Source organism: Streptomyces sp. NPDC059224 (genome assembly GCF_042754285.1).
GTDB lineage: Bacteria > Actinomycetota > Actinomycetes > Streptomycetales > Streptomycetaceae > Streptomyces.
Genome location: NZ_JBHZAN010000001.1, coordinates 409,484 through 429,412, shown reverse-complemented (window position 1 = coordinate 429,412; position 19,929 = coordinate 409,484). Strand labels below are relative to the sequence as shown.

20 protein-coding genes are annotated in these 19,929 nt (G+C 71.4%); 14 read left to right on the top strand and 6 right to left on the bottom strand.

The annotated features are described in order from the left end of the window. Positions 1–271: 271 nt before the first annotated feature. Positions 272–697 (bottom strand): D-aminoacyl-tRNA deacylase, encoded by a 426-nt coding sequence (gene dtd / locus ACFXI4_RS01995; RefSeq protein WP_362713520.1) that lies wholly within the window; start codon positions 695–697, stop codon positions 272–274. A gap of 158 nt (positions 698–855) precedes the next feature. Between dtd and ACFXI4_RS01990 the strand changes: the two genes are divergently transcribed. From ACFXI4_RS01990 to ACFXI4_RS01980, 3 genes are all read left to right on the top strand, one after another. Beyond that, positions 856–1,440, top strand: coding sequence for an aerial mycelium formation protein (locus tag ACFXI4_RS01990; RefSeq protein WP_384987284.1), 585 nt, complete (start codon positions 856–858; stop codon positions 1,438–1,440). Between the two features lie 58 nt (positions 1,441–1,498). Continuing rightward, positions 1,499–2,743 carry a GNAT family N-acetyltransferase gene (locus ACFXI4_RS01985; RefSeq protein WP_384987282.1) on the top strand — a complete coding sequence of 415 codons (1,245 nt, stop codon included), beginning with the start codon at positions 1,499–1,501 and terminating at the stop codon, positions 2,741–2,743. A gap of 363 nt (positions 2,744–3,106) precedes the next feature. Continuing rightward, complete coding sequence (locus ACFXI4_RS01980) at positions 3,107–4,021, top strand: winged helix-turn-helix domain-containing protein (protein WP_384987280.1); 915 nt, start codon at positions 3,107–3,109, stop codon at positions 4,019–4,021. Between the two features lie 9 nt (positions 4,022–4,030). Here ACFXI4_RS01980 and ACFXI4_RS01975 read toward each other — a convergent pair whose 3' ends face one another. Then, positions 4,031–4,222 carry a hypothetical protein gene (locus ACFXI4_RS01975; protein WP_362713512.1) on the bottom strand — a complete coding sequence of 64 codons (192 nt, stop codon included), beginning with the start codon at positions 4,220–4,222 and terminating at the stop codon, positions 4,031–4,033. A 143-nt stretch (positions 4,223–4,365) separates the two neighbouring features. On the opposite strand from ACFXI4_RS01975, the gene ACFXI4_RS01970 reads away from it, so the two are divergent. The 8 genes from ACFXI4_RS01970 to ACFXI4_RS01935 all read left to right on the top strand — a co-directional run bounded on the left by ACFXI4_RS01970 (position 4,366) and on the right by ACFXI4_RS01935 (position 13,565). Next, entirely contained in the window at positions 4,366–5,235 is an 870-nt protein-coding gene (locus tag ACFXI4_RS01970; RefSeq protein WP_362713510.1) for a GntR family transcriptional regulator, read from the top strand. A gap of 29 nt (positions 5,236–5,264) precedes the next feature. Continuing rightward, the gene (locus ACFXI4_RS01965; RefSeq protein ID WP_384987278.1) at positions 5,265–5,978 is read left to right on the top strand and encodes an HAD family hydrolase; all 714 of its coding nucleotides are present in this window, start codon (positions 5,265–5,267) and stop codon (positions 5,976–5,978) included. Between the two features lie 315 nt (positions 5,979–6,293). Further along, positions 6,294–7,160, top strand: a complete 867-nt coding sequence (locus ACFXI4_RS01960) for a winged helix-turn-helix domain-containing protein (RefSeq protein WP_362713506.1) — start codon at positions 6,294–6,296, stop codon at positions 7,158–7,160. A gap of 291 nt (positions 7,161–7,451) precedes the next feature. Next, positions 7,452–9,641: a phosphotransferase gene (locus ACFXI4_RS01955; RefSeq protein ID WP_384987276.1), complete on the top strand. Its 2,190-nt coding sequence runs from the start codon at positions 7,452–7,454 to the stop codon at positions 9,639–9,641. 23 nt (positions 9,642–9,664) lie between these two features. After that, the gene (locus tag ACFXI4_RS01950; protein ID WP_384987274.1) at positions 9,665–10,309 is read left to right on the top strand and encodes a TetR/AcrR family transcriptional regulator; all 645 of its coding nucleotides are present in this window, start codon (positions 9,665–9,667) and stop codon (positions 10,307–10,309) included. A gap of 41 nt (positions 10,310–10,350) precedes the next feature. Further along, complete coding sequence (locus tag ACFXI4_RS01945) at positions 10,351–12,369, top strand: HelD family protein (RefSeq protein ID WP_384987272.1); 2,019 nt, start codon at positions 10,351–10,353, stop codon at positions 12,367–12,369. A gap of 15 nt (positions 12,370–12,384) precedes the next feature. Further along, positions 12,385–12,861 carry an HAD domain-containing protein gene (locus tag ACFXI4_RS01940; protein WP_362713498.1) on the top strand — a complete coding sequence of 159 codons (477 nt, stop codon included), beginning with the start codon at positions 12,385–12,387 and terminating at the stop codon, positions 12,859–12,861. A gap of 119 nt (positions 12,862–12,980) precedes the next feature. Continuing rightward, complete coding sequence (locus ACFXI4_RS01935) at positions 12,981–13,565, top strand: DUF6817 domain-containing protein (RefSeq protein ID WP_384987270.1); 585 nt, start codon at positions 12,981–12,983, stop codon at positions 13,563–13,565. On the opposite strand, the gene ACFXI4_RS01930 is transcribed toward ACFXI4_RS01935, so the two are convergent. Together ACFXI4_RS01930 and ACFXI4_RS01925 are read right to left on the bottom strand one after the other, a co-directional pair. Further along, positions 13,559–14,488 (bottom strand): hypothetical protein, encoded by a 930-nt coding sequence (locus ACFXI4_RS01930; protein ID WP_384987268.1) that lies wholly within the window; start codon positions 14,486–14,488, stop codon positions 13,559–13,561. The two genes, ACFXI4_RS01935 and ACFXI4_RS01930, sit on opposite strands and share 7 nt — an antisense overlap. Before the next feature lie 44 nt (positions 14,489–14,532). Beyond that, on the bottom strand, positions 14,533–14,988 hold the full coding sequence (locus ACFXI4_RS01925) for a hypothetical protein (RefSeq protein WP_384987266.1): 456 nt from the start codon (positions 14,986–14,988) through the stop codon (positions 14,533–14,535). Positions 14,989–15,286: 298 nt separating this feature from the next. Between ACFXI4_RS01925 and ACFXI4_RS01920 the strand changes: the two genes are divergently transcribed. The 3 genes from ACFXI4_RS01920 to ACFXI4_RS01910 all read left to right on the top strand — a co-directional run bounded on the left by ACFXI4_RS01920 (position 15,287) and on the right by ACFXI4_RS01910 (position 17,007). After that, entirely contained in the window at positions 15,287–15,802 is a 516-nt protein-coding gene (locus ACFXI4_RS01920) for a helix-turn-helix domain-containing protein (RefSeq protein WP_362713490.1), read from the top strand. Between the two features lie 77 nt (positions 15,803–15,879). Then, positions 15,880–16,536: a hypothetical protein gene (locus ACFXI4_RS01915; protein WP_384987264.1), complete on the top strand. Its 657-nt coding sequence runs from the start codon at positions 15,880–15,882 to the stop codon at positions 16,534–16,536. Between the two features lie 132 nt (positions 16,537–16,668). After that, positions 16,669–17,007: a DUF2516 family protein gene (locus ACFXI4_RS01910; RefSeq protein ID WP_384987262.1), complete on the top strand. Its 339-nt coding sequence runs from the start codon at positions 16,669–16,671 to the stop codon at positions 17,005–17,007. 71 nt (positions 17,008–17,078) lie between these two features. Here the strand turns inward: ACFXI4_RS01910 and ACFXI4_RS01905 are convergent, their stop codons facing one another. Further along, positions 17,079–18,392, bottom strand: a complete 1,314-nt coding sequence (locus ACFXI4_RS01905; protein ID WP_384987260.1) for a PP2C family protein-serine/threonine phosphatase — start codon at positions 18,390–18,392, stop codon at positions 17,079–17,081. A gap of 289 nt (positions 18,393–18,681) precedes the next feature. Further along, positions 18,682–19,791 carry an NlpC/P60 family protein gene (locus tag ACFXI4_RS01900; RefSeq protein WP_384987258.1) on the bottom strand — a complete coding sequence of 370 codons (1,110 nt, stop codon included), beginning with the start codon at positions 19,789–19,791 and terminating at the stop codon, positions 18,682–18,684. Positions 19,792–19,929: the final 138 nt, after the last annotated feature.

The window sequence follows — 19,929 nt, the reverse complement described above, 5'->3', positions numbered from 1 at the left end:
GCCGGGAGTGAACGTGGTGGCTGGATTCGCGGAACGCGGATGTGCAGCAGCAGGCCCTGAAGGACTTCGCCAAGGCCAGAGGTTCACCTGCAACGCGGATGAGAACGCGGGCTCCTCGCCGAAAGCTGCGGCGCCGCCCTGCGGACCGGCGGCGGCCTGCTCGCCCTGGCGGCGGCCGCCCGGGCCACCGCCCACGACCTGGCCAGGAGCGCGCTCGGCACGGCGGAGGAACCCGGCATGGCCGGCCCGGCCCGTGACTGCCGGGAACCGCTCACATCTCCAGCAGGACGGTGAACGGCCCGTCGTTCGTCAGCGACACCCGCATCTGCGCCCCGAACCGCCCGGTCGCCACGGTCGCCCCGAGCGCCCGCAACTGCGCGACGACCTCCTCGACCAGCGGTTCGGCCACGTCGCCCGGCGCCGCCGCGTTCCACGTGGGCCGCCGCCCCTTGCGGGCATCGCCGTACAGCGTGAACTGGCTGATCACCAGCAGCGGCGCGTCGATGTCACTGCACGACCGTTCCTCGGCCAGCATCCGGAGCGACCAGAGTTTCCGGGCCAGCTGGGCCGCCTTCTCCTTGGTGTCGTCGTGGGTCACGCCCACCAGCACGCACAGCCCCTCGCCCTCGATCGCGCCGACCGTCTCGCCGTCCACGACCACACTGGCGCCGTCCACCCGCTGAACCACAGCTCGCATGCGGACCATCATGCCCGGTGCCCCGCAGGCCTCCACGGGGGGTCCATTATGGATCCTTAACTTCACATCTACGGCCGTTCGGGGGCACTCGGTCACATTGCGGCCACTTGGGGTGGCACCATGCTTCCACAGACCGGTCGAGGGGACGGTAGAGGCGTATGAGCACACCGAGTACCGGGCGACTGAAGACGCAGGGCACGCAGAGCCTGCCCCGGCCGCCCGCACAACGCGGCGAGGGCATCGCACTGCCCGCGGAGCCGCCGGAGCACGACCTGGCCTGCCTGAGCCTGCCCGAACTGCGCGTCCTGCGCCGGGACGCGCAACGCGACGAGGCGGACCTCAGCTATGTCCGACGGCTGCTCCAGGGCCGTATCGACATCCTGCGGGCGGAACTGGCCCGCCGCTCCCCGGCGGGCGCGGCGGCCGTCGTGGACCGCCTCCCGGAGATCCTGACCGACGCCCCGGCCCGGCACCGCTCCTCGGCCCGGCACGTCACCCTGGGCACCCCGCACAACGAGGAGTACGGCCGGCTGGCCGCCGACATGCTGGCGGAGGTGGAACTCTCCGACCTCCAGGCGCGCACGGACACGGAGTTGACGACGGCGATGGGCCGCCTGGTCCGCTACGAGCAGGAGGTGTCGAGGCGGCGGCAGCGCCTGCAACGAACGGCGGACGACTCGAGCGGCGAGATCGCCAGGCGCTACCGGGAGGGCGAGGCCCAGGTCGACGATCTGCTGACGTAGGGCCCGGCTCCTGGAAATTAGATCGGCAGCACCCCGGCCGAACACCTACCGTGCTGTCATGACCGACGCCGTCGAAGTCCGCCCCGTGACCGAACCCGAGCTGGAGGACTGGCACCGCGCCCTGAACACCGGCTTCCTTCAGCAGCCCACCCTCACGGCCGACCAACTCGAAGCCCGGCGGAAGCAGTTCGTGCCGGGCAGGCTGCTCGGTGCCTTCGACGGCTCCCGCTGCGTGGCCACGTTCCGCTCCTTCGACCAGGAGCTCACCGCCGTCGGCGGAGCTACCGTCCCCGCCGACGCCATCTCCAGCGTCACGGTCTCGCCCACCCACCGCCGCCGCGGCCTGCTCACCCGCATGATGAGCAAGGACCTCGCCGCGGCGAAGGAACGCGGAGACGTGGTCGCGACCCTGATCGCCGCCGAGTACCCGATCTACGGCCGTTACGGCTTCGGTCCGGCGACCACGCTGACGGAGTGGACGGTCGAGGTCGGGCGCACCGGCCTGGACCCCCGCTGGTCGGCCCCCGAGGACGGCGCCCGGATCGACCTCCTCGATGCCGAGGACGTCCGCAAGCTCGGCCCCGAGCTGCACGAACGGGTCCGCCGGGGCACGCCCGGGGCGGTCAGCCGCAGCGAGCTGTGGTGGCAGCTGCGCACCGGCGCGGTCCGCTTCGAAACCGACTGGACCGAGCCGTTCCACGCGGCCTACCGGTCGGCGGACGGTGCTGTCGAGGGGCTGGTGGCGTACACGGCGGACGACACCTGGCACGGCAAGCAGCCGGACGAGACGGCGACGGTGAAATGGCTGCTCGGCGCCACGCCCGCGGCCGAGCGCGCCCTGTGGCACTACCTGTGTTCGATCGACTGGATCACCAGGGTGAAGAGCGGCTGGCGGTCGCCGGACGACCTGCTGCCGCACTACCTCCCCGACCCGCGCGCCGCGCGGATCACCTCGCAGGCGGACTGGCTGTGGGTGCGGATCCTGGACGTCGTACGGGCCCTGGAGGCGCGGACGTACGACGCGGAAGGGGCGCTGGTCCTCGAGGTGGTGGACCGGCAGGGACTGGCCGGCGGCCGGTTCCGGCTGGCGGCGTCGGCCGGCCGGGCGACCTGTGCCCCGACCGCCGAGGACCCGGAGCTCGTCCTCGACGTCGCCGAGTTGGCGGCCGTCTGGCTCGGCGACCAGTCCGTGGCGCGGCTGCACGCCCTCGGCCGGGTCCGGGAAACGCGAGTGGGCGCCGTCCGGAAGGCCGACGCCCTGTTGCGCACGCCCGGGCGGCCTTGGTGCCCGGACATCTTCTGAGACGGTCTCCTTCCGCGCGGTGGCAGTGCCTGAATCACCTTGTTCAGTTGTTCCGATGTGCTCATCCGTAGCGAGCCGTTCGAGCTGTGAAGTTGTGGCTGTGCGGGTCCGGCGGTGTTCGGTTGTCGGTGTTCAGTTGTGACTGTGCTCAGGTGCGGTGCGGTGGTCGTGCGCCTCGGTGGCTGCCCTGGTTGACCGGGCTCCCGGCTCCCCTCCGGAAGGGAACCCTGTTGGCCAACCACCGATGAAGTATGACCATGTTGCTGAAGTTGGCGGCCAACTCCACTTTACTTATCTCCGCTTGGAAGCGACTCATAACCACCTTCCCGTGAACTGCCGAAAGATGGCGGGAAGTTGTACTGTTTGTCCGTGGAGCCGGAACACGCCTCCGCCAATGGGCGGGAGAGGTCACAGCGGCCTCAGGTGTCCCACCATGCGGTGGCCGACGTACTGCGCACCCGGATCAGGTCAGGGGTGCTGCGGCCGGGCCAGCGCATGCCCACACAGGCCAAGCTGGCCGACGAGTTCGGCGTCGAGCGGGGAGCCGTACGGCAGGCGCTGCGCATCCTGCAGTCGGAGCGCCTGCTCACCAACGTGTCGAAGGGCGCACCGGCGACGGTCGCCCCTGATCCGGGCCCTGTCCGGTTGGCCGTCGGCCCGGAGGCGTCGCCGCAGCCCACCATGGTGGCCCTCGCCTCCCGGATAGAGGCGGCCTTCGCGGCCCCCGAGGTGGAGATCGACGCGCTCTGCCTGACCTCGGTCTCCCTCAACCTCGCGCTCGGCGAGCCGCTGCGGCTCATCCACGCGGGGCGCCTGGAACCGGCCAAGATCGACGTGCGGGTGCTGCTGCCGGGCCGGAACATCGACCTCGCGTTCCCGACAGCGCTGGACGCCTCCGCCGAGGACGCGGTGCACAACCGCTGGCTGGCCCAGCGCAACGCCCAGGGCCAGGTGCTGCGGCACAACCTGCTGGCGCTGCGCGCCACGCACGGCATCGACGTCCGGGTCACCTTCCGGGCCCTGCCGTTCACCCCGCCGGTCAAGCTGTACCTGCTCAACGGGGTGGAGGCGCTGTTCGCGTACTACACGCTGGGGCGCCACGAGCGGGAGATCGGCCACGAGCACCTGCAGACGTACGACGCCGAGGGCACCCGGTCGATGCTCTTCGCGTTCGAGCAGGGCGCCGGCCTGCGGGACACCGCGTTCGTGGACCAGTCCACACGCTGGTTCGACGCCCTGTGGGAGACGATCAGCTCGGAGCTGCAGCTGACGGCCTGAGGCCTCTTCTCACAGTGCGGGACCGGTGAGCAGCAGGGCGAGCAGGACCGCGCCGACAGAGCTGACCGCAGGACTCTTGGCCTTGATGCCCACGGTGAGCAACAGCAGACCGATAATGCCAGTGGCACCATACTTCGACTGGACCATCTGTTCGAAGCCGACGACGAAGACGGCGGACAAGAGGGTGAGAGCGGCGGGCATGTCGGTTCCCCCATCGTCGGGAAGCAAAGCTTCCACCAACTTAATCAAGTTGGTAACCAACTCTGATTAAGTTGTTCCCAGTTGGCTATGACTTATAACCAATCTTCAAACAACTCCCGGTAGATGGATCAGAGTTGTAGCGTTTGGTCGTGACCCAGGAGAACGTGGCAGTGAACGCCGGCAGCACACCTCAGGAGATCGCCGACACCCTGCGGGGACGCATCCGCAAGGGGGAGCTCAAGGTCGGTGACCGCCTGCCCACCCAGGCCGAACTCGCCGAGGAGTTCGGCGTGGAGCGCCCTGCCGTACGCCAGGCGTTGCGGGTCCTGCAGGACGACGGTCTCCTCACCAACGTCACCAAGGGCAGCCCGCCGCGCGTCGCCGAGCCGGCTTCCCGGCCGCTCGGCGAGCCCCAGCCGACGATGGTCGGCCTCGGCCCCCGCATGACGCAGGCGTTCGCCGCCCCGCGCGTCCGCATCGACGCCGCCTGCCTCACCGCCCAGAGCCTGCTCCCCGCGCTCGCCGAGCCCCTGCGCCTGATCCACGAGGGCCGGATCCACCCGGAGAGCATCGACGTCCGCGTCCTGCTCCCCGGCCGCGACATCAACCTCGCGTTCCCGGTCCCGGTCGAGGGCGACGACGACGCCGTGCACAACCGCTGGCTGGGCATGCGCAACGCGCAGGGCCAGGTCCTCCAGTACAACCTCCAGTCCCTGCGCTCCACCCACAAGATCGACGTGAACGTCACCTTCCGGGCCCTGCCGTTCACCCCGCCGGCCAAGCTGTATCTGCTCAACGGCGTGGAGGCGCTGTTCGGGTACTACATGGTCACGCGCCGCGAGGAACTCACCGACAGCGGAACGCTGGAGATGTACGACGCCGTCGGTTCCGAGTCCCTGCTCTTCTCCTTCGAGAAGCGGGCAGGTCACCGGGACGCCGCGTTCGTGGAGCAATCGCAGAAGTGGTTCGACGCCCTCTGGGAAACCATCACCACGGACCTGACACTCTCCTAGTGACTTCTGATGCGACGCAGACTGAACTGGTGGCGACCGACAGCGAGAACCAGACCGAAAGGCTCGCGGAACTGATCAGAAGTGCCCGCGTCGTCCTCTGGGACTTCGACGGCCCGATCTGCCGTCTGTTCGCCGGGCACTCGGCGGAGACCGTGGCCGACGGCCTGGTGGAGTGGCTGGCGAGCCGGGGCCTGCGCGGCCTGGTCACGGAGACCGAGCGCGACTCCCTCGACCCGCACCTCGTGCTGCGTGCCGTGGACCGCAGGCATCCCGGCAGCGACCTGGTGACCGAGCTGGAGGAACGTCTCACCAAGGAGGAGCTGCGGGCCACCGCGACGGCGATGCCGACGGCCTACGCGGACGTCCTCATCCAGACCTGGCGCGCGGGCGGCGTCCGGATGGCGGTGACGACCAACAACTCGCCCCGGGTGGTCCGCGCCTACCTCGACGACCGCGGCCTCACCACCTGCTTCGCCCCGCACATCTACGGCCGCACCCAGGACCTGCACCGCCTCAAGCCCGACCCGCACTGCCTCAACCGCGCCCTCAACGCGATGGGCGCCGCCCCCGCCGCGGCCCTGATGATCGGCGACTCCCCCTCCGACCTGGAGGCGGCCCGGAGGGCCGGGGTGCCGTTCCTGGGCTACGCGCGTAACGAACGGAAAGCCAAGCTTTTGACCGCGGCCGGCGCGGACCGGGTCGTCGGCTCGCTGGAGCCGCTGCTGGAGCTGCTGCGGGACTAGCGGGCAGTTCCCGCCCCCACCGTCGGCGCCTGCGCAGCCATGCCGTCAGGGACACCAGTAATCCGGTGACCCAGAAGGCCAGTTGACCGAGGTTGTCGATCTGCAGGTCGACTCCGAACACCCGGACGGTCACGGCTCTTCACCCCCCTTGCCTCACGGCCTTCCGTCAACCTCCCAAGGTGACCAGTTGACTGAGAAGTTGACGACTTGCGGGAAAGATGCCCGGTCAACTAGATCCAGTAACACGAAAGTTGACTGAGGAGTTGCCTGACTGGGGGTTGTTTGCCGGGGGTTGCGGAGCGGTACGTACGGGATGTGACGAAACAGCCGACCAGCGCCGGAGCCTTTCAGCGGGTCTCGGAGGAACTCCGGGTCCGGCTCTCGGACGGCGCCTACCCCATCGACTCCCCCCTGCCGTCGCAGGAGTCACTGGCACGGGAGTTCGGGGTCGCCCGCGACACCGTGCGACGGGCACTGCGCGAACTGAGCAGCGAGGGCTGGATCGAGTCCGGCCGGGGCAAGCGCTCACGGGTCGTGATGCGCCAGCACATACAGTCCTCCGCCCCTCGGGCCAGCCGCTCCCGGCACCACCCGGTGACCCTCGGCCCGCTCATCGGCGAGGCCTTCGAGCAGGACGAGGTCACACTGGACATCTACACGCTGACCTCGGAGAGCATGGACGCCCACATCCGCATCCAGGCGGAGCGGATCCGGACCGGCGACATCTCACCCCGGCGGATCGCCCTGCGGATGATCCTGCCGGCCGCGCAGCACCCCATGCCGTACCCCCGGGCCAGGGACGACAAGGACGATCCGCGGCTGCCGGAGCGGCTGCGCGCCATCACCAAGGTCCACACCGACTCCCTGCTCGCCGTCCTCGAACAGCTGCACGCCGACGAACTGGTGCCGGAGGTCGAGGTGGAGGTGCGCCGGGCCGAGCTCACCCCGACGTTCAAGCTCTACGTCATCAACCACGACGAGGTCCTGCACGGCTTCTACGAGCCCATTCTGCGCAAGATCACCCTCGGTGACGGCACGGAGGTCGAGTCCGTGGACGTCCTGGGTTTCGGCGCCTCCCTCACCCACCACGTCCGCGACGCGAACCCGACCTCACCAGGCTCGACCTTCGTCGCCAACACCACCAGATGGTTCGAGGCGGTCTGGAATCTCCTCGCCGGGTGAACTCCGTCCGAAGATGATCCGGAGGAGGACTCCGCTGCGCTACTCTGCCGCAGTCGACTGAGCAACCGCTCGGGTTCGTGCGTAATGGGGAAGGTGACAGAACCGACCCCGGGCGACCGTACCGACCGGCGACCGTACAGCTGAGTGCCCACCACCCGTCAGGGTCACTTCGCGGCGCCCCGGCTCGTGGTACGTGTCACCCGGCAATACCGTTTCCCCTACTCGATCCCCGCGGACCACGCGCGAACCACCCCGGAGCGACCAGTGGGTGCACCACCCGTCCCCCCTGTCGTGACCGGGAGAGACGCCGGCAGACCCCTCTTCGACGACGAGTACGAGGCGTTCCGGGGGCATGCGGCGGAGCGGGGGCTGGCGAGCAGCGGTTTCCACAACCAGAACTACGTCCTTCCGCTGAACGAGCCGGTGGCCCGGCTGCTGCGCCGGGCGCCCGGGACCGCGGTGATCGTCCGGGTCCGCAGACCCGACGCCCTGTCCGTGGTGATCCGGACGTGGGCGAACGAGGCCCGGATCCTGGGTGCGCTGCAGGGCGTGCTGCCCAATGTTCCCGAGTGCCTCTTCGAGGGGAATCGCTTCACCATCCACAGCTATGTGGAGGGAGTTCCGCTCTCCAGCATCTGCGCCAACGGCAAGCCGGTGGACACCGTGCTGCTGAAGGCCCTGGCCCGGCTGATGGCCGGGACGACCCAGGTGCGCGGTGCCGCGCTGCCGCCGCTGCCGTCGATGTGGCCCCGGAACCACTCGGACAGCCAGGCCTTCCTGCGGACCCTGGCCCGGATGGCGGACCTCCAGATCCGCCAGGCCAACGGCCCGGCGTTCGGCTGGCTGTTCGCCGCGCTGGGCATCCCGGAGGACGCCCTGCTCCGGTTCGCCGACCGGGTGCCCTGGATGACCCGGCGTCCGTACAGCCTCCTCCACGCCGACCTCCACCGGGACAACCTGATCGTGTCCGAGTCCGGCGACGCGTCCCCCACCTGCGTCGACTGGGAGCTGGCCACCTTCGGTGACCCCCTGCACGACCTCGCCACCCATCTGGTCCGCATGCAGTACCCGGCCCAGCAGTGGGACGAGGTCGTCGACACGTGGACGGAGGCCATGCGGGCGGTGCGGCCTGCCGCCACCCAGGGGGCGGCCAAGGACCTGCGGCACTACGTGGACTTCGAGCGCGCCCAGTCCGTCTACCCGGACGTGATGCGGGCCGCGCGGTCCCTCGGAGGGTCCTTCGACCAGAACAGCCTGGACGCCGCGACCGCGGCGGTCCGGCAGGCGCTGGAGACGGCCGCCGAGCCACTGCGGCTGCGTACGGTCCCGGGCGACCAGGAGATCGAGCGGATCCTGTTCCGCTGGGCGGCGTCCACGCCCGCCGAGGGCCCCGCCCCGCGCGGCCGGATCACCGACGTCATCGAGTGGAAGCAGGACCGGCGGGTCCCCGAGCGCCCCGACTTCCCGCACTCCGCGGTGCGGGCCGCGCTCTTCCTGGAGGGCGCGACACCGGCCGGCCAGGTCTTCAAGGGCACCGCGCACCTCAACTCGGTGATCCGGGTGCCCCACATCGACTTCCCGGTGGTGGTCCGCCGCAAGGTGCCGCACTTCCGCCGCCTGGAGCGCAGCTACCTCAGTGAGCACGCCGTACTGCGGGCGATCGAGCGCTCCGGGGTCGCGGTGGCGGCCCCCCGTGTGCTGGCCCTGGGGGAGACCCGGGCGCGCTACCTGTGCGCCTACTCCCGGGACCGCTTCGCCATCCACACCTACGAGGGACCGGGCGACCTCGGCCGCAGACCAGACCACCCCGTGCACGGCCTGCGTCCGCACGAGGCGGACGGGCTCGTCGACCAGCTCGCCGCGCTCACCGGGGTCGACTACACGCAGGTCGACCCGGTCGCCGACGAAATGGGCGTCTTCTACGGCTGGCTGTGCGACCAACTCGTCGCCCTGGTCGCCAGCCTTCCCAGGGAGTCCCAGCAACTGGCCCGCTTCCTCGGGCTTCCGGATGCCTCCCGGCTGCGTGAGATCCTCGCCCGGCACCGGGTGAGCGACCGTGACCCGGCCCTGCTCCACGGCGACCTGAACCCCTGGAACCTGGTCCGCCGTGACGACGCGCTCGCCCTGACCGTCATCGACTGGGAGATGGCCCTGGTCGGCGACCCGCTCTACGACCTGGTCCGGCACATGCACCTGACCCCGACCCGGCCGGAGATCCGGGACCGGATGCTCCGCCGCTGGGAACGAGTGCTGGAGCCGAGGTTCACCCGCGACTGGGAGCGGGACTGGCGGGTCTACCGCTGGATCGAGATCGTCCGCTCGGCCTACGTCGACCTGGACCGCCTGGTCACCGGGGCCGGCCTGGACGCCCCGAACGTACGGCGCGCGGTGGACTCGTACGCCATGACCCTGGCGGCCGCGACCGGTTCCCTGGGCCTGCCGGGCCGGCGCCCGGAAGACCTCGCCCGCGCCCTCGCCTGACCGCCGCTGCGTAGGCTCGACCCATGGGTGAGACGGGCCTGCGTGAGCGCAAGAAGCGGCGGATGTACGAGGACGTGTCGGACATCGCCGTACGGCTGTTCCTGGCGAAGGGGTTCGACGCGGTGCCGGTCGCCGAGGTGGCGGCCGCGGCCGGTATCTCCAAGCCGACGCTGTTCCGGTACTTCCCCGTCAAGGAGGACCTGGTCCTGCACCGGATCGCCGACCACGAGACCGAGGCCGCTCGGCTGGTCGCGGGGGCCGGGTCCCCGGTCGGCGCGCTGCGGGCCCGCTTCCTGGACGGACTCCGGCGCAACGACCCCGTCACCGGGCTCAACGACCACCCCCAGGTCCTCGCCTTCCACACCCTCCTCAACAGCACCGCCACCCTCGTCGCCCGCCAGCACATCTATCTGGAGCGGTCCGAGGCCGCGCTCGCCGAGGCCCTCGGCGGCACCCTGGACGCCCGGCTGGCCGCCGGCCAGATCATCGCCGTACAGCGGATCCTCGCGCAGGACAACTGGCGGCGGATCGTGGCCGGGGAGCGGGTCGAGGAGGTGCGGGAGGACGCGGTGCTGGCGGCGGAGCGGGCCTTCGGACGGCTGGAGAGGGCCTTGGGGGATCTCCAGGGGGCTCAGGAACAGCCGGGGACTCCGGATCTCCCCGGTTAAAAATTTAACCGGGTTGCATTTTCTCGCTTACGCTGTCCTCCATGCAGCAGGAACCCGCCCAGCAGGAACTCGACCGCGAACGCTCCTACCACGACACCTGCCGAGCCGCCCTCGCCCGCATGGTCGAAGGCGCCGCCGAGCACGTCGTCACCGGTGAGGACGTCTCCGCCTCCGGTGCCGACGCCGAAGTCCTCGGGTACCGGCTGCGCAGCCGGGCCAAGGAGATGCGCGAGCTGCCCCAGGGCCCGCTGTTCTTCGGCAAGCTGCGCTTCGACTCCGGCGAGCACGCCGGCCAGAGCTACCGCATCGGCCGGCTGCGGATCAGCGCGGAGCCGGCCGCCCCGCCCCTGGTCGTCGACTGGCGGGCGCCCGTCTCCCGGGCCTTCTACCAGGCCGGCCCCGACGCACCCCAGGGCGTCGCGGTACGGCGCCGGTTCGGCTGGGCCCCGGGCAGCCGCGGCGACTCCGCCGACCTCACCGGATGGGAGGACGAGCGGCTGGCCACGGGCGAGTCCGCCCCCGGCACCCTCCTGGCCCGGGAGATCGAACGGCCTCGTGTCGGCCCCATGCGGGACATCGCCGCCACCATCCAGCCCGACCAGGACGACCTGGTGCGCGCCGGCCTCACCGACTCCGTCTGCGTCCAGGGCGCCCCGGGCACCGGCAAGACCGCCGTCGGCCTGCACCGCGCCGCCTACCTCCTGTACACCCACCCCCAGCGCATCCGCCGCTCCGGCCTGCTGATCCTCGGCCCCAACCGCACCTTTCTGTCGTACATCTCCGAGGTGCTGCCGGCCCTGGGCGAGACCGGCGTACGGCAGGCCACCCTGCACGAGGAGATCGCCCGCCATCCGGCCACCGGCGCCGACTCCGCCCGCGCCGCCGCGCTCAAGCACGACCCCCGGATGGCCGAGGTCCTGCGCCGCGCCCTGTACGCCCACGTGTCCACGGAGGCCGTCCACCCCCTCTCCCTCTCCGACGGCACCTACACCTGGCGGGTGTCCGCCGCCGCGCTGACCGGGATCGTCGCCGCGGTACGGCGCGAGGAACCGCCCTACGCCGTCGGGCGGGAGCGGGTGCGCGGACGGGCGATGCGGGCCGTACAGCTCCAGGCCGAACGGCGGGCCGGACCGCAGCCGGCCGCCTGGACCCGCCGCCTGGAACGGTCACGGGCGATGAGCGCCTGCCTGGACACCGTCTGGCCGAAGGTGCGCCCGGAGGAGGTGCTGGCCGGACTCCTCACGGACGGCGAGGTGCTGGCGCGGGCGGCCGACGGCCTCCTCGACCCCGCCGAACAACAGGCCCTGCGCTGGCCCCGCCCACCGCGCTCGTACAAGTCCGCCCGCTGGTCAGCCGCCGACCTGGTCCTCCTCGACGAGATCGCCGGACTCGTCGAACACCCCGAGGGCTACGGCCACATCGTCGTCGACGAGGCCCAGGACCTGTCCCCCATGGAGTGCCGGGCGATCGCCCGCCGCGCCGTCTTCGGCTCGCTCACCGTCCTCGGTGACCTGGCGCAGGCCACCACGCCCTGGTCCGCAAGGAGTTGGGACACCGTACTGGGCCACCTGGGCAAACCGGACGCGGCGGTCGTGCCGCTCACCACCGGGTTCCGGGTTCCGGCGGCGGTGGTGGACCTGACGAACCGGCTGCTGGCACGCCTGGACACGGACGTGCCCCCGGCCCGTTCCCACCGCGCGGACGGGGAACTGACCATCCGTCCGACGCGGGACGTGCCGGCCGCCACGGTCGCCGCGGTGCGGGAGGCTCTGGCCCGCGAGGGATCGGTGGGCGTCGTGGCGGCGGACGCGCAGGTCGCCGACGTACGTGCCGCGCTCACCGCCGGGGGCATCGAACCGGCCGAGGCGGACCAGCTCGGCGCCAGGGTGGCCGTGGTCCCGGCGAGCCTGGTCAAGGGCCTGGAGTACGACCATGTGGTGGCGGTCGAACCGGCGGCGGTGGCGGAGGGCGAGGAACGCGGGCTGCACCGGCTGTACGTCGTCCTGACCCGTGCGGTGACCAGGCTGGACGTGGTGCACGCGAGGCCGCTGCCGTTTTGAGGGAACGTGTCCCCGATGCTTATCTTCCTGGACATCGACGGCACCCTCATCCCCTTCGGCGCCCCCGAGGGGCACCGGTACCCGGCCTACGAGACCGCCCACGCGCCCTTGAACCCGCTGGTCACCCGTATCGATCCGGCGCTGGGCCCGCGGCTGTCCGCACTCGGCTGCCAGCTCGTCTGGGCCACCACCTGGATGGACGACGCGAACGCCTGCGTCGCCCCGTGGCTGGGACTGCCCCCACTGCCCGTCGTGGAGTGGCCGGACGAGGACGAGCCGCCCACCCTGCTGCACTGGAAGACGCGGCCGCTGGTGGAGTGGGCGGGCGAGCGGCCGTTCATCTGGATCGATGACGAGATCACCGAGGCCGACCGCGCCTGGGTGGCCACCCACCACCGCGGCCCGGCCCTGCTCCACCGCGTGGACCACGAGTTCGGCCTGACACCGGTGGACCTGGACGCCCTGAAGTCCTGGCTGAGAGAGCACAGTTGAGGGCGCGCGGTTGAGAACGCCCTGTTGAGGACGCGTGGTTGACGTCGGGCGGGGAACGGTCAAGGATCCCGATCGTGTCCGACGTGCCTGTGCCTGTGCCTGTGCCTGCGTCTGTGCCCGTGCCCGACCCCGTCGCCGCGAGCCGGGCCGCCGTCGTCCTCCTGCGGGACCTCGGGGCCGCCGGGACCGCCCATCCCGGCGGGACTCTGCTCGCGCATCTGCGACGCGTCGAGGAGCAGCTCGCCGCATGGGGTGCCCGTCCCGCACTCCGGCTCGCGGGCCTGTGCCACGCCTTCTACGGGACCGACGGCTTCCCCATGGCGCTGTTGCCCGTCGGCCGTCGTGCCGAACTCGCCGCGGTGATCGGCACGGAGGCCGAAGCCCTCGTGTACCTCTACGGCTCCTGCGACCGGAAAGCCACGTACCCGGCGTTCCCGGACGCCGACGCTCCGGTCCACGACCGGTTCACCGGCCGCACCCGTGTTCCGGATCCGGGGCCCCGCCGGGACTTCGCCGAGCTGACGGCCGCCAACGAACTCGACCTCGCCGGCGTGGACCCGTCCTTCCGCGAGACGTGGGGTCCGGATCTCCTCGCCCTGTTCACCCGTTTCCGCCCCCTGCTGAGCCGGCCTGCCTGGGCGTCCTGCCAGAGCGTGCTCGGGGGAGGAACCGGGGGCGGCGGTGAGAGCGGCACGGCTCAGTAGCCCTGGGTGATCGCCTTCTCGCGCATCAGCTTCTCCAGTTCCGTGTCCGACAGCGGATGCAGGGTGTCCAGGACGTGCCGCAGGCCGGCCTCGTCGACGGACTGGCTGCTGATCTCGACCTCGGTGTCGCCGTGCCGGCGGGTGAGGGTGACGGCGCGGACCCCGCCGGTGATGCGCTCGACCGTGCGCATCTCGCCGTGCGCGTCCACGGTGCAGGTCACGGCCTTCCGCGCGGGCTCGGGGCACCGGGGTGCCGGGGAGCGCGCCGGCCGCACGGTGAGCCCCGCGTAGGAGAGGTCGTACCCCTCCCGTACGGCGCGGTACGCGACAGTGAAGTAGGCGGCCCCGACCCGGGCGTCGGCCACCCGCATTCCGGGCGGCGGAGCGCCCAGATACAGCAGCTCCGCATGCTCCCGGTAGCGCGCGGTCTCCGCCGTCTGCCGGTGCCGCTCCGCCTGCGCCGGGCCGACGAAGCCCCCGTAGCCGACACCGGCCGCCAGCACGGCCACCGCGCCCAGCCGCACCCACCACCGGCCCGGCACGAGGAGCGCGGCGGCGACGGCGTACGGCACCCCCGTCAGCGCGACCCGGGCCCCGGCACTCCCCAGCCCGACGTCCCCGCTGTAGGCGGCGACACCCGCCAGCACGCCCAGGGTGCCGAGGGTGAAGACCAGGGCCGCCCAGCCGAGCCGCCCGCCCACCGAGCCGCACAGCGGCACCAGGGTCCTGGCCGAGGTGCCCACGAGGGCCAGCAGGCCCACCAGCAGCGGCGCGCCCAGCGCGAGAACCAGCAGGGCCGCCCCGGTGCCGCCGCCCCAGCCCGTCAGCACCAGCGCGAAGCCGAGCGTCGGCACCGTGGCCGTCATCGCCGCCCAGACCTGGAAGAGATGCAGCGCCGTCAGCGTCCCTCGGCCCCTCGTCATGAAACGGAGCCTGTCAGCCGGCTCCACGGCCCGCATGAGCTCTGCTACTCAGACGACGGGGGTCCCGTCTCCGTCGAGGTGAACCATGACGAGGTATTGACCGGCAGTGGTTCGTCCTGAGTGGGACGCGGTTCCGCGCGGCGTCTCACCCCACCCGAGGTCTGTGAGTCCTGCGCTGCCGCGCGCTCGGCAGCGAACTCCTCGACGAGCTCGAACAGGACCTTGATCGCGTGCTGTTCGTCCTCGGGCGGAAGATTCCAGAAGTCGTCCCAGCCGTTCGGGAGGGCGATGTGGAAGACCTGGCCAGGCCAGGCGTGGTTGCAGCCGCGGCCGCGACGGGCCGCGAGCCACTCGTGCCAGCCCGTGAGCCCGGGTCCACCGTGCCGGAGAGCGTGCTGGTCATAACCGGTCAGGAACGCGGTCAGCATGTGGAAGGAGGTCTCGCCGACGAACATGCCGGGACGTCGGCCGACGCCGGCGAAGTACTCGCGGTCGGTCATATCCGGCAGGGGCCTCATGCGTACAGGCCCCACCAGCCACCCCCACTCGCGCTGACCAGGTACGACGACCGTAGGGACCGGGCACGGCGGTGGCCGGAAAGAGCGAGACGGATCGGTAGAGGGCCCAGGTCGACCGGGACGCAGGACCAGACGACTCGGACAGACCGAGACTGGCCCGCCTTCAGCGGGACAGGTCGACGGGCAGGTCCTCTCGCCCCGGGACCGGCGGGGCGACACGCGGCACACTTTTGCAAGCGGGTGCTTGCAATTGTTAGCGAGGATGAGGCAGGGTGGGGGTATGGCATCGCTCAACGTCGGCAATCTCGGTGAGTATCTGCGTGAACAGCGGCGCAACGCGCAGCTGTCGCTCAGGCAGCTCGCCGACGCCGCCGGGGTGTCCAATCCGTACCTGAGCCAGATCGAGCGCGGGCTGCGCAAGCCGAGCGCGGAGGTGCTCCAGCAGGTCGCGAAAGCCCTGCGGATCTCCGCCGAGACGCTGTACGTCCGCGCCGGCATCCTCGACGCCGAGCGGGATCTGAACGAGGTGGAGACCCGTGCGGTCATCCTCGCCGACCCCACTCTCGACGAGCGGCAGAAGCAGGTGCTGCTCCAGATCTACGAGTCGTTCCGCAAGGAGAACGGCTTCGGGTCGGGCGAGGAGAGCGCGAGTGCCGCCGGCAGTGAGGCCGGCGGTGGGCGGGGCGACGGCAGCGAGGCCGGCAGTGACACAGGCAGTGACATAGGCAGTGACGCCGACAGCGGTACCGGCAGTGACGCCGGCAGCGAGATCGGTCCGGGGCGGACGGCCGGATGAGCCGGCCAAGCGCGCCGACCGCCACGCCGCGGACCACAAAACCCTCAGCCGAACCTGAATCCGGGAGGACCATCACCATGGCCATCACCGACGATCTGCGCAAGACCCTCAGTGACCCGACCCCGTTCTACTTCGCCGCCGGCACCGCCGACCTCGCCCTTCAGCAGGCCAGGAAGGTCCCCGGCCTGGTCGAGCAGCTGCGCGCCGAGGCCCCGGCCCGCATCGAGGCCGTCCGCAACGCCGACCCGAAGGCCGTGCAGGAGAAGGCCGCCTCCCGTGCCAAGGAGGCCGGTGCCAAGGCCAGGGAGGCGCAGGCCAGCCTCCAGGCCCGGGTCAACGACTTCATCGTCTCCCTCGACGGCGACCTCAAGAAGCTCGGCGAGTCCGCCCAGGACTTCGCCCTGCGCCAGGTAGGCGTGGCCGCCGAGTACGCAGTCAAGGCCCGCGAGACCTACGAGAAGGTCGCCGAGCACGGCGAGCAGGCCGTGAAGACCTGGCGCGGCGACGCGGCCGAGGAGATCGAGGACCTGGCCATCGCCGTCGAGGGCAAGCCCGAGCCGGTCGCGGTCAAGGCCGACGAGAAGAAGGCGGAGCGGCCGAAGGCCGCCGAGGCCAAGCCGGTCGCGGTCAGGAAGGCCCCGACCGCCGGCGCCGGCGCCAACGCCGGCGGCAAGAAGGCCCCGGCGCCCCGCAAGGCGACCCCGGTCAAGAAGACCACCCCGCCGGCCAAGTAACCGGCGGGGCGGGGAACCGCACGGGCCGGGCACTCCTCGGATGTCCGGCCCGTTATCGGGGTAGCGGGATCGGCCCAGCGGGTACGGTGGCCGCGTAGGAACAAGCCGAAACGGGTGGTGGACGTTGTGCTGATGCAGGGCTTCTCAAGCTTTCTGGGGCTGCTCTACCTCGCCATGCTGGTCCTCGCCGTGGTGGCGCTGGTGATGGCCGCGCTCTTCCGGGACGACGCGTACCGGGCCGCGGACAAGCAGAACAAGGGCTTCTGGCTGATCATCCTCGGCATCGCGGTCGCGGTGAACCTGCTGGTGCCCATGCTCTTCCTCCAGCTGGCGGGCCTGGTGGCCACGATCGTCTTCTTCGTCGACGTGCGCCCCGCCCTCAGGCAGGTCTCCGGCGGGGGCTTCGGCCGCCGCCGAGGTGGCGGCAGCAGCAGCGACGGCCCCTACGGCCCGTACAACGGCGGCCGCTGACCCCGGCCCCTACCGAGCGCGCGTCCGGCACCGCGTCCCCGAAGGGGCGCGGTGCCGGCTCGCTCCGCGGCTCAGGCCTGCCGATCCAGTAGCACCAGGGCGATGTCGTCGGTCAGCTCGCCCCCGTTCAGCTCCCGCACCTCGTTCACGGCCGCCCGCAGCAGTGCCTCCCCGCTGAGCCCCTCGCCCAGTTGCCGGCGCACCATCTCGAGCATCCCTTCCTGACCGAGTCGCTCCCCGCCCGAACCGACGCGGCCCTCGATCAGGCCGTCGGTGTAGAGCATCAGGCTCCACTCGGCGCCCAGTTCCACCTGCATCCGCGGCCACCGGGCGCCCTCCAGCAGCCCCAGCGCCGGGCCGTTGTTCTCGTACGGCAGCAGTTCCGCGGGCCGTCCGGGCCGGGCGACCAGCGGCGCGGGGTGCCCGGCCAGGCACAGCCCGGCCCGGCGGCCGTCCGGTGCTATGTCGACCGTGCAGAGCGTCGCGAAGATCTCCTCGTCGGAGCGCTCGTGCTCCAGCACCTCCTGCAGCGTGCCCAGCAGCTCGTCGCCGCACAGCCCCGCCAGGGTCAGCGCCCGCCAGGCGATCCGCAGCTCCACGCCGAGCGCGGCCTCGTCGGGGCCGTGCCCGCAGACGTCACCGATCATGGCGTGCACGGTCCCGTCGGGTGTGCGCACGGTGTCGTAGAAGTCGCCGCCGAGCAGCGCGCGCGAGCGGCCGGGGCGGTAGCGGGCGGCGAAGCGCAGCGAGGAGCCGTCCAGGAGCGGTGTGGGCAGCAGCCCCCGCTCCAGGCGGCGGTTCTCCTGGGCCCGCATCCGCCCCTCCGCGAGCTTGCGCTCGACCGTGAGGGAACGCTTGCGCTCCACCGCGTACCGGATGGCGCGGCTCAGCAGCCGGCCGTCCAGCTCATCGCGGAAGAGGTAGTCCTGCGCGCCGACGCGCACGGCCTCGGCGCCGCGCTCGGCGTCACCGGAGGCGGTGAGCGCGAGCACGGCGTGCCGGGGCGCGAGCTTGAGCACGTGCTTGAGCACGGCGAGCTCGTCGGCGTCGTCGTCGGCCCGGCCGGGCGCCGGCAGCGCCAGGTCGAGCAGGATGCAGTGGACGTCGTCGGTCAGCAGCCGCTCGGCCTCGGTGAGGTTGCGGGCGGTACGGACACGGATCGAGGTGCCGGAGGCGTCCCGCAACTCGGGCAGGATCGGCGAGCCGGCCGGGTCGTCCTCGATCAGCAGCATGGTGAGAGTGGTGCCGCCGCTGTTCGGCGGGGCGGCTTCCGTGCGGTTGGCCTCTTCCTTGAGGGGGCCGCCGCCCTGTGCGGGCACGGCGACCGGCGCCTGACCACTCTCCACGGCCGGGATCGCTCTCTGCCGCGGTACGGGTACGGGCATCGTGTTGGGTTCCTTCCCTCCCCCCGAGGGCATGGCGGGGCGAGGGACCTCGACCCACCCGACGGGGACCATAGCGGTACTGGCCACCGCAACGGAATGGTGTGAGCCCCGTCGCTCTGTCTCAGGCCTTTGGCATATGCCGCGTGCCGTACCGGAGTTGGACAAGAAGGCCGCCCGGCGGGGATGACGAAGGTCACGTGGTGCCCGGGTTTGCAAGGGGGTTGGCGTGTACTGGGTCACATGGCGCAGCTCACGAAAGGGACATCACACCTAAACTTCCTGGCAGTGCTCAGGCGTCCGGCCGTACCACCCCGAGGATCGGCATCGCCCCGGCGCCGCCGACCGACACCGTCCGCCCCGGGCGCGGGGCCTGGATGATCGCGCCGTCGCCGACGTACATCGCGACATGGCTGGCGTCGTCGAAATAGATGATCAGGTCGCCGGGGCGCATGTCCCTGACGTCGACGTGCTTGAGCTGCTTCCACTGCTCCTGCGAGGTACGCGGGACGGGCCGCCCGGCGCTCGCCCAGGCCTGCGAGGTCAGTCCGGAGCAGTCGTACGAGTCCGGGCCCTCCGCGCCCCACACGTACGGTTTGCCGATCTGGGCGGTGGCGAACGCGACCGCCTTGCGGCCCGCCGCGGACGCCTTGCTGTGGATCTCGTCGAGTATCCCGGTGTCCAGCCAGGCGGTCTGCGCCTTGTAGGCGGCCGCCCGCTCCAGCTCGGCGAGCCGCTCCTTCTGCTGCTTCTCCAGCGTCGACTGGAGCTTCTCGGCGGCGGCGATCCGCTGCTGGATCTTCTTCTTCGCGGCGGCCTTCGCCTTGCGTCCCGCCTCCAGCCTGTCCCACTGGTCGGCCGCGTCTGCCGCGTACTGCTTCAAGTCCTGCTGGGTCAGGGTCAGTTCCCTGATCAGGGCCTTGGTGGCCCGCTCGCCCTGGAGTACCCGGCCGGCCCCGTCCAGGAACTGCGAGGGGTTGTCGCTCAGCAGCAGCTTGGCACTGTCGGGCATCCCGCCGGTGCGGTACTGGGCGGCCGCCGCCCGGCCGGCCCGCGCCTTCAGGCCGTCGAGCCTGCGCTGTCCCTTGACGATCTTCTTGGCCAGGTCGACGATCTCGGCGGACTGCTTGTCGGCTGCCTCTTCGGCGGCGTTGTACGCGTCGGTGGCGACGGCCGCGTCATGGTAGAGATCGTCCAGTTTCTCCCGTACGGCCTCAAGGTCCTTGTCGGGCGCGGGAGTCGCGGAGGCGCTGGCGGAGCCGCTCGGGGAGGGGGTGGGGCTCGGTGCCGCGAACGCCGTGCCGGGCGCCGCCAGTACGGTCACCGCACAGACCACGGTCACGGCCGTCGCCAGGATTCCGCGCCGCCCGCCCGCCCGGACGCCGTGCTTGTCCGGTCCCATGACCGACCCCCAGAACTGATTAACCGTCAGTAACTTCCGATACGTGGGGATCGTGCCATGTCACGCCGCAAACCGACAGGGGTAGTGACCGCTGGGTTCCTCCCCGCTTTTCCCCCGGGCATGACGATCTCCCCGCCT